We start from the raw sequence: 10,840 nt of genomic DNA on the forward strand, positions 1-10,840 counted from the left end.
CGTCCGTCGAGCGCCGTGGGATGCGGCCCCACGGCGCTCGGCCGATGCGTTATGAGAGAAACCCTGTGTGATGCGGTGGTGTGAGACATTTCCTTTAATCCCTGACCGCAAGTGCATTCAGGATCGGGATTCGCTTGCCGAGCGGAAAAGATCGACTCGAGAAAGCCCCTTCGTGAAGGTAGCGGTGTGGTACCGGCACGGGCCACCCCTATATACCCCCTAACCTGACCCCGAAATCACGTCGGCGACGATGCCTGGGACAGGCCGGGTGCGGGTTCTAGGGGTCCCACGGTGGGGCTCAGGGGTGGGCTCGCCACGGGCGGCGAAGTAATTTGCCAGGTATCTCGGTCCGACGTGAGTTCGTCAAATGCGTGTGCCGTTTTCCGGCTCGCCTCGGCGCGCTCGAAAGACATAGGAGGGGTGTGCTCGGTGAGCAACGAGGAGAAGCTTCTCGAATACCTACGCCGGGCTACCGCCGATCTGCGCGACACCCGCGCCCGGCTGGCCGAGGCGGAACGGAAGGTCTCCGGCGAGCCGGTCGCGGTGGTCGGCATGGCCTGCCGCTACCCCGGCGGGGTCGACTCCCCGGAGGACCTCTGGGAGTTGCTGGCCGAGGGCCGCGACGGAGTCTCCGCGTTCCCCACCGACCGCGGCTGGGCCACGGACCTCTACGATCCCGAGCCCGGCAAACCGGGCCGCACGATCACCACCGAGGGCGGATTCCTCTACGGCGCCGGTGACTTCGACGCCGGCCTGTTCGGCATCTCCCCGCGCGAGGCGCTCGCGCTCGACCCGCAGCAGCGCCTGCTCCTGGAGATGTCCCACGAGGCGATCGAACGCGCCGGCATCGCCCCGCACACACTGCGCGGCAGCCGGACCGGCGTCTTCGGCGGGCTGATGTACCACGACTACGCCCAGGGCACCGAGGCGTCCGGCACCACCGGAGGCAGCCTGGTCACCGGCCGGGTCGCGTTCAGCCTGGGCCTGGAGGGCCCGGCACTCACCATCGACACCGCCTGCTCCTCCTCCCTGGTCGCCATCCACCTCGCCGCCCAGTCCCTGCGCTCCGGCGAGTCCACGCTCGCCCTCGCCGGTGGCGTCACCGTCATGTCCGAACCGGACATGTTCCTGTACTTCAACCACCAGCGCGGCCTCGCCTCCGACGGCCGCTGCAAGCCGTTCGCCGCGTCGGCCGACGGCACCGGCTGCTCGGAGGGCGTCGGGGTCATCGTCCTGGAGCGGCTGTCGGACGCCCGCCGCAACGGTCACCCCGTGCTGGCGGTGATCCGGGGTTCCGCCGTCAACCAGGACGGCGCCTCCAGCAGCATGACCGCCCCCAACGGCCCTTCCCAGCAGCGCGTGATCCGTGCCGCGCTGGACAACGCCGGTCTGACCATCGCCGACGTCGACGCCGTCGAGGCCCACGGCACCGGCACCAAACTCGGCGACCCCATCGAAGCCCAGGCCGTCCTGGCGACGTACGGTCAGCGTGAATCCCAGGACCAACCCCTGTACCTGGGTTCGCTGAAGTCCAACCTGGCCCACACCCAGGCCGCGGCGGGCGTCGGCGGGGTCATCAAGATGATCCTCGCCCTGCACCACGAAGTCCTGCCCCAGACCCTCCACCTCGACGAGCCCACCCCGCACGTCGACTGGGAAGCCGGACACGTACAGCTGCTCACCGAGGCCGTGTCCTGGCCGGCCGGGGACCGCCCCCGCCGCGCCGGCGTCTCCTCCTTCGGCCTCAGCGGCACCAACGCCCACGTCATCGTCGAGGAAGCACCCGCCGCCGAGGACGAGGAGTCCGTCGAGCAGCGTGAACTCCCCCTGGTCCCGGTGGTGTTGTCGGGCCGTACGCCCCAGGCACTGGCCGAGCAGGCCACCCGCCTGCACGCGCGCGCGACGGCCGGGGCCGGCCTGACCGACCTCGCCCACTCGGCCGCGACGACCCGCACCCCGCACGAACACCGGGCCGTGGTCGTCGCCGAGTCCCGCGAGGAACTCCTCAGCGGGCTCTCCGCCCTGGCGGAGGGCGCGGTGTCGGCCGACGTCGTCACCGGGACGGTCCGCGACGGCAGGACGGCGTTCCTGTTCACCGGTCAGGGCGCGCAGCGACTGGGGATGGGGCGCGAACTGCACGCCGCCTTCCCGGTGTTCGCCGCCGCGCTGGACGAGGTGGCCTCCGCCGTGGACGCCTACCTCGAACGGCCGCTGTACGAGGTGATCTGGGGCGAGGACGAGGAGCTGCTGAACAGCACCGCCTACACCCAGCCCGCCCTGTTCGCGGTGGAGACGGCTCTGTACCGGCTGGTGGAGTCCTGGGGCATCCGCCCGGACTACCTGGCCGGACACTCCATCGGCGAGATCACCGCGGCCCACGTCTCCGGGGCGATCTCCCTGGAGGACGCGGCCCGGCTGGTCACCGCACGCGGACGTCTGATGCAGGCGCTCCCGGCGGGCGGCGCGATGGCCGCCATCCAGGCGACCGAGGACGAAATCCTCCCTCTCGTCTCCGAGACCGTCGGCATTGCGGCGATCAACAGCCCCACCTCCGTGGTCGTTTCAGGCGTCGAAGCCGACGTCGAGGCGATCGTCGCCCAGTTCGCCGGGCAGGGCCGGAAGACCACCCGCCTCCGCGTCTCCCACGCCTTCCACTCCCCGCTCATGGACCCGGCCCTCGCCGAGTTCCGTCAGGTCGCCGAGGGCATTACGCACCGCCGGCCCGAGATCCCGGTCGTCGCGGGCGTCCACGGCGAGGTGAGCGACGACTGGGGCACCCCGGAGTACTGGACCCGCCACCTGCGCGAAGCCGTCCGCTTCGCCGACACCGTCACCCACCTCAAGTCCAAGGGCGTCGAGACCTTCCTCGAACTCGGTCCGGACGCCGTCCTCACCGCGCTCACCCGGGGCACCGTCGAGGACGCCGTGGTCGAGGCGGCCGTACGCAGGAACCGTCCCGAGGCCCGCACCCTGCTCGCCGCGCTGGCCCGGCTGCACGCCACCGGTACGGCCGTCGACTGGGCGGCGTTCTACGAGGGCACGGGAGCCCGGCGTGTCGACCTGCCGACGTACCCCTTCCAGCACGAGCGGTACTGGATGTTCGGCGAGCTCACCGGGGGAGCGGACGCCGCCGCGCTCGGTGTGGAAGCGGCCGACCATCCGCTGCTCGGGGCGGTCGTCTCCGCCCCCGACGACGACGGCGTGACGTTCACCGGCCGCCTCGCGCTCGACACCCACCCCTGGCTGGCCGACCACGACGTCCTCGGCACCGTGCTGCTGCCCGGCACCGGCTTCGTCGAACTCGCCCTGCACGCGGGCGAACAGACCGGCAACCCCACCCTGGAGGAACTGGTCCTCCAGGCCCCGCTCATCCTGCCCGAGCGCGGCGGTATCGCGCTGCGCGTGTCCGTCGGCGCCGTGGACGAGCTGGGCCGCCGTCCCGTCCGCGTCCACTCGCGCGCGCAGGACGCCCTCCCGGAGACGCCCTGGCTGCTGCACGCCGAGGGTCTCCTCGGCACCGAGCCGGTGGGTACGGGCCCGGACCTGACCGTCTGGCCGCCGCGGTCCGCGACGCCGGTCGCGGTCGAGGACGCGTACGGGCTGCTGCACGAGCGGGGTTACGCGTACGGGCCGGTCTTCCAGGGGCTGACGGCCGCCTGGCGGGACGGCGACACGGTCTTCGCCGAGGTCGAACTCGCCGAGCAGGCCCACGAGGACGCCGCCCGCTTCGGTCTGCACCCCGCCCTGCTCGACGCGGCCCTGCACGGGTCGCTGCTGGACGACGACCCGACGGGCGCGGTGCTGCTGCCGTTCGCCTGGCGGGGCGTCCAGGTCCACGCGGTCGGCGCCACCCGGCTGCGGGTACGGATCGCACCCGCCGGCGGCGACGGCATCGCCGTGCACGGCGCGGACGGCGAGGGACGCCCGGTGTTCTCCGTCGACACGCTGCTGTCGCGGCCGGCCGCGCCCGTCGCCGCCGCCGAGGACTCGTCCGGCGGGGCGCTGTACGCCGTGGAGCTGCGGCCGGCGGCCGCCGTGTCCGCCCCCGCCGCCGTCAACTTCCGCCGCTGGGAGGAGTACGACCCCTCGCAGCCGGTGCCCGACGTCTTCGTCCTCGACACCGCCGGGCCGACGGGGGACGACGACGTTCCCGCGCAGGTCCGCTCCGCCTCCGGTCGTGTGCTGACGGTCGTTCAGGAGTGGCTCGCCGAGGAGCGGTTCGCCGACTCGCGGCTGGTCGTGGTCACCCATGGTGCCGTGCCGGACGAGCGGGTCACCGATCTGGCGGGTGCCGCCGTCCGCGGTCTGCTGCGTTCCGCGCAGGCCGAGAACCCCGGCCGGATCGTCCTCCTGGACGTCACGGGCGATCCCGAGCCGCAGCTGCCCGCCGCCGTCGCCGCCGGGGAACCCGAGCTCGTCGTACGGGACGGCAAGCTGTACGCGCCCCGGCTGGTGCGCGCGGAGGCGGCCGAAGCGGACGAAACGATTCGCTTCGACGGGGAGAGCACCGCACTCGTCACCGGCGCCACCGGCACCCTGGGCCGCCTCGTGACCCGTCACCTGGTCACCGCGCACGGCGTGCGCCGGCTGCTGCTGGTCAGCCGCCGCGGCCCGGCCGCACCCGGCGCAGACGAACTGCGCGCCGAGCTGGAGCAGGCGGGCGCCGACGTCACCTTCGCCGCCTGCGACCTGGCGGACCCGGCCGCCGCCCGCGACCTGCTCGCCGCGCACGACGTCCGCGCGGTCGTCCACCTGGCCGGTGTGCTCGAGGACGTCACCATCGGCTCCCTCACCCCCGAACAGCTCGACCGGTCGCTGCGCCCGAAGGCCGACGCGGCCTGGAACCTGCACACCCTGACCCGGGACACGGACCTCACCGCGTTCGTGCTGTTCTCCTCGGTCGCCGGTGTCCTCGGCAACCCCGGCCAGGGCAACTACGCGGCCGGCAACGCCTTCCTGGACGCGCTCGCCGCGCACCGCCGGGCCGCCGGCCTGCCCGGCCAGTCGCTGGCCTGGGGCCTGTGGGCCACCGAGAGCGCCGACGGCACGGTCAGCGGCGACGGCATGGCCGACGAACTCGCCCGCGCCGACCTGGAGCGCATGCGCCGCTCCGGCATCGGCGCGCTGTCCGCCGAGCGCGGCCTCGCCCTGTTCGACACCGCCGCGGCCTCCGGCGAGTCCCTGCTGCTGCCGCTCGCCCTGGACCTGGCCGCGCTGCGCGCCGCCGACGACGTACCCGCCCAGTTCGGCGCACTGGTCCGGCGCCGTGCCCGGGTCGCCGCCCGCACCGGCGCCCAGGGCACCGGGGACACGACGGCCCGGCTCGCCGCGCTGGACGACAAGGAGCGGCGCCGCACCCTGCTGGAGCTGGTCCGCAACCAGGTGGCGGCCATCCTCGGGCACCGGTCGGCCGCCGAGGTCGGCCCGGACCGGGCGTTCAACGAACTCGGCTTCGACTCGCTGACCGCGCTGGAGCTGCGCAACCAGCTCACCGCCGCGACCGGGCTCCGGCTGACGCCCACCCTGGTCTTCGACCACCCGAGCGCGAGCGCCGTCGCCGACCATCTCGACACGCTGCTCGCCGGTTCCACCGCGGCGGCCGTGGCGCCTACGGCGGTCGCCTCGGCGGACGCCGACGACCCGATCGCCATCGTCGGCATGGCCTGCCGCTACCCGGGCGGTGCCAACTCGCCCGAGGACCTGTGGCGCCTGGTCACCGACGGGATCGACGCCATCACCGAGTTCCCCGACAACCGCGGCTGGGACCTGGCGGGCCTCTACGACCCCGAGCCCGGCACCCCCGGCAAGGTGTACGTCCGGCACGGCGGCTTCCTGCACGACGCCGACGGCTTCGACGCGTCCTTCTTCGGCATCGCCCCGAACGACGCCCTGACCACCGACCCGCAGCACCGGCTGCTGCTGGAGGTCGCCTGGGAGGCGCTGGAGCGCGCGGCGATCGACCCGGCCGGCCTCAAGGGCACGCCGACCGGCGTGTTCGCCGGGATCATGTACCACGACTACGCGGGCAACAGCGCCGCCGGATCGCTGGGCTCGGGCCGGGTGTCGTACACCTTCGGCCTGGAGGGCCCCTCGGTGACCGTCGACACCGCCTGCTCCTCCTCGCTGGTCGCGCTGCACCTGGCCGCCCAGGCGCTCAGGTCGGGCGAGTGCCCGCTGGCGCTGGTCGGCGGGGTGACCGTGATGGCGTCGACCGAGACGTTCGTGGAGTTCTCCCGGCAGCGCGGGCTGTCCCCGGACGGCCGCTGCAAGTCGTTCTCCGACGCCGCCGACGGCGCCGCCTGGTCCGAGGGTGTCGGCGTCCTCGTCGTCGAACGGCTCTCCGACGCCCGCCGCAACGGACACCAGGTGCTCGCCGTGATCCGCGGCTCGGCCGTCAACCAGGACGGCGCGAGCAACGGGCTGATGGCCCCCAACGGCCCCTCCCAGGAACGCGTCATCCGCCAGGCCCTCGCCAACGCGGGCCTGGGCACCGCCGACGTCGACACCGTCGAGGCGCACGGCACCGGCACCGCGCTCGGCGACCCGATCGAGGCGCAGGCCCTGCTGGCCACCTACGGCCAGGACCGGGACGCCGAACAGCCGCTGTGGCTCGGCTCCGTCAAGTCCAACATCGGGCACACCCAGGCCGCCGCCGGTGTCGCCGGTGTGATCAAGATGGTGCACGCCATCCGGGCCGGGGTGCTGCCCAAGTCCCTGCACCTGGACGAGCCGTCGACCAAGGTGGACTGGACGGCGGGCGCGGTCGCCCTCCTCGACGAGAGCCGCCCGTGGCCCGAGACCGGCCGTCCCCGCCGCGCCGGCGTCTCCTCCTTCGGCATCAGCGGCACCAACGCCCACGTCATCCTGGAGGCCCCCGGCACCGACGGCGCCTCCGCCGAGCCGGAGGCCGAGCCCACCGAGCCCGCTGTGGCCACCCCCGGCCGGCCCGTCCCGTGGATCCTCAACGCCCGTGACCCCGAAGGCCTGCGCGACCAGGCCCGGCGGCTGCTCGCCCACCTCGACGGACCGGCCGCCACCGGTCCCGCCGTCCCCGCCGACGTCGCATACTCGCTGGCGACCGGACGCACCCCGATGGAGCACCGGGCCGCGCTGACCGTCACCGGCCTCGACGAGGCCCGGCGGGAGCTGGCCGCGCTGGCCGGCGGAACGCCCGGGGCGGTACCGGCCCGGCGGGCGGAGGCCGGCCCGGTGACCGCGTTCCTGTTCTCCGGGCAGGGTGCCCAGCGCCCCGGCATGGGCCGCGAACTGCACGCCGCCTTCCCGGTGTTCGCCGAGGCCTTCGACGCGGCCCTCGCCGAACTGGACCGGCACCTGGACCGCCCGCTGCGCGAGGTCGTCTGGGGCGAGGACGCCGAGCTGCTCAGCCGCACCGGCTACACCCAGACCGCCCTGTTCGCCTACGAGACCGCGCTGTTCCGGCTGCTGGAGTCGTGGGGCGTACGACCCGACTTCCTGGCCGGGCACTCCATCGGCGAACTCGTCGCCGCGCACGTCTCCGGCGCGCTGTCCCTGGCGGACGCGGCCCGGCTGGTCGCCGCCCGCGGCCGGCTGATGCAGGCGCTGCCCGCGGGCGGCGCGATGACCGCCGTCCAGGCCACCGAGGAGGAAGTGCTGCCGCTGCTGACCGCCGAGGTGAGCATCGGCGCCCTCAACGGCCCGCGCTCGGTGGTGCTCTCCGGCGCCGAGGACGCCGTACAGGCGATCGCCGAACACTTCGCCGGGCAGGGCCGCAAGACCTCCCGGCTGCGGGTCTCCCATGCCTTCCACTCGCCGCTGATGGAGCCGATGCTCGCCGAGTTCGCCGAGGTCGCGGCCAACCTGACCGCCGCCGCGCCGCACACCCCGGTCGTCTCCAACGTCACCGGCCGCCTGCTGACCGCCGAGGAGATCGCCGACCCCGGCTACTGGGTGCGGCACGTCCGCCAGGCCGTGCGGTTCGCCGACGGCATCCGCACCCTCGGCGAGGCCGGTGTCACCGCCTACGTCGAGGTGGGCCCGGACGCCGTCCTGTCCGGCCTCGGCCCGGCCTGCCTCGCCGACGCGGAACAGGCCGTCCAGGACGCCGAGTTCGTCGCGCTGGCCCGCCGCGACCGCGACGAGGAGCACACCCTGGTGGCCGGCCTCGCCCGCGCCCACACCGCGGGCGTCGACGTCGACTGGGAGGCGTTCTTCGCCGGGCGCGACGCCCGCCGCGTGGACCTGCCGACGTACGCCTTCCGCCACGAGCGGTTCTGGGCGCTGCCCGAGAGCGCGGGCGGCGACGCCGGCACGCTCGGCCTCGACGCCCTCGACCACCCCCTGCTGGGCGCCGTGGTGCCCGCCCCCGGACCGGGCGGCGGCGCCACGCTGACCGGCCGCCCGGCGCGCACCACGCAGCCCTGGCTGGCCGACCACGACCTGCTCGGCACGGTCACGCTGCCCGCCGCCGCCCTGGTGGAGGCCGCCCTGCGGGCCGGAGCCGAGTTCGGCTGCGACCGGCTGGCCGAACTCGCCCTGGACGCCCCGCTGGTGCTGCCCGAGGAAGGCGGTGTCCCGCTGCACGTGGTGGTCGGCGCCGCCGGCGAGGACGGCCGACGCCCGGTGACCGTGTACGCGCGGGGCGCCGAAGGCACCGAGGACGCCTGGATCCGGCACGCCGAGGGCGTCCTCGACCGCGCGGACGCGGCACCGTCGTACGACCTCACCGCCTGGCCGCCGGCCGGCGCCGAGCCGGTCGACGTCGACGACCTCTACGAGCGGCTGCTCGCCCGCGGCCACGGCTACGGCCCCGTCTTCCAGGGCCTCGTGTCGGCCTGGCGGCGCGGCGGCGAGATGTTCGCCGAGATCGCGCTGCCCGAGGAGAGCGAGACCGTCGCCGCCCGCTGCGCGCTGCACCCGGCCCTGCTGGACGCCGCCCTGCACCTCGGCCTGCTCGACGCCGGCGCCGACGGGCCGCTGACCGCCTCCGCCTGGTCCGACGTCCGGATCCACCGGACCGGCGCCACCGGCCTGCGGGTGCGGCTCACCGAGGACGAGACCGGCGCCTGGACCCTGGAGGCCGCAGACGAGGACGGCACACCGGTGCTGTCGGCGGGCGCGGTGCGCCGCCGGCCGGTGACCTCCGCCGAACTGCGCGGCGGCGCCCCGGCCGGCGCCCTGTACCGGCTCGCCTGGGAACAGACGGCCGGGGGCACGCCCGTGGCACCGGACGCCGTCGAGGTGTTCGAGACACCCGGGGACTTCGAGACACCCGAGGGCGAGGACGCGGCGGCCGCCGTGCTGGAGCGGATCGCCGGTCACCTCGGTGACGGGAACCGGCCGCCGCTCGCCGTCGTCACCCGCGGTGCCGTCGCCGTACGGCCCGACGCGGACGCCGATCCGCGGCAGGCCGCCGTCTGGGGGCTGGTGCGGGCCGCGCAGGGCGAACACCCGGGCCGGTTCCTGCTGGTGGACCTCGACGACACCGACGCCTCCCAGGAGAACCTGTACGCCGCGCTCGGCACCGGACAGACCGAACTCGCCGTCCGCGCGGGCACGGTGTTCGCCCCGCGCCTGACCCGGGTCACCGCGGTGGACGCCGCGCCCGCCCTGACCGGGGGCACGGTGCTGATCACGGGCGCCCCCGAGCCGACCGTCACCGTGATCGCCGAGCACCTCGCGGCGAAGTACGGGGTACGGACGCTGATCGCGGCCGGCGAGACACCGGAAGGCGACCGCGCCGCCCTCGCGGACCTCCTCGCGGGCATCCCCGCCGAGCACCCCCTCGTGGCCGCCGTGCACCTCGCCCCCGCCCCCGAAGCCGCCCTCGTCGACGGCACCGGCCCGGCCGAGTTCGAGGCGGCCCTGCGCGCGGGCACCGAGGGCGCGCGCATCGTCGACGAACTCACCCGGGACCGGGACCTCGCCGCGTTCCTGCTGCTGACCTCGACCGCCGGACTGATGCACGGCGCCGGACAGGCGGCCCCCGCCGCGAGCGCCACCCGCCTCGCCGCCCTGGCCCGTCACCGCCGCACCCTGGGCCTGCCCGGCACCGCGCTGGCCCTCGGCCCCTGGCAGGCCGGCCCGGAGAGCGACGAGCAGCGGGGGCTGCTGGCCTCCCTCGGCCTGCCCGCCCTCGACACCGACCGGGGCCTCGCCCTGCTCGACGAGGCACTGCGCGGCGGCGAGAGCGACCTCGCCGCGTTCGACCTCGACCGGGCCGTGCTGCGCGGCCCGTCCGCCGGCCGGCTGCCCGCCGTCCTCGCCGGGCTGGTGCGCGCACCGGGACAGCAGGGCCGGGGCGGCGCCGACGAAGCCAAGCAGCTGCGCCGCAAGCTCGCGGGACTGGACGCGGACGGCCGGGAGCGGGCGCTGGTGGAGGTGGTCCGCTCGCACGTCGCCGGACTCCTCGGGCACGCCGGCGCCGACGCCGTGGCCGCCGACCGCTCCTTCCAGGAACTCGGCTTCGACTCGCTGGCCGTCGTCGAACTGCGCGCCCGGCTCGGCGCGGCCACCGGACTGGCCCTGCCCGCCAGCCTCGCCTTCGACTTCCCGACCTCGCGCGCCGTCGCCGGCTACCTGGACTCCGTACTGGAACCCGACACCGACGACGGCAGCCGGGCCCTGACGGCCGCACTGGACCAGCTCGACGCGGCCCTCGCCGCAGTCGGCGCCGGCGCGGCGGACCCGGACGGCGTCACCGCACGGCTCGAAGCGGTGCTGCGCCGCTGGCAGGACTCGCGCGACACGCAACCCGACGCCCCCGAGCAGGACCTGGAAGGGGCTTCCGACGACGAACTGTTCGCGGCACTGGACCGGGAACTGGGGCTGTCCTGACATGCCTGCGTTCCGCCCCGACCGG

The 10,840-nt window shown here is 75.0% G+C and carries 1 protein-coding gene; it reads left to right on the forward strand.

Annotated features, from left to right (window positions below):
* The first annotated feature begins 429 nt into the window (after window positions 1-429).
* The gene (locus ABZ915_RS41420; RefSeq protein ID WP_361814232.1) at window positions 430-10,815 is read left to right on the forward strand and encodes a type I polyketide synthase; all 10,386 of its coding nucleotides are present in this window, start codon (window positions 430-432) and stop codon (window positions 10,813-10,815) included.
* Window positions 10,816-10,840 lie beyond the last annotated feature (25 nt).

This window comes from Streptomyces sp. NPDC046915 (assembly GCF_040644935.1).
Lineage (GTDB): Bacteria > Actinomycetota > Actinomycetes > Streptomycetales > Streptomycetaceae > Streptomyces.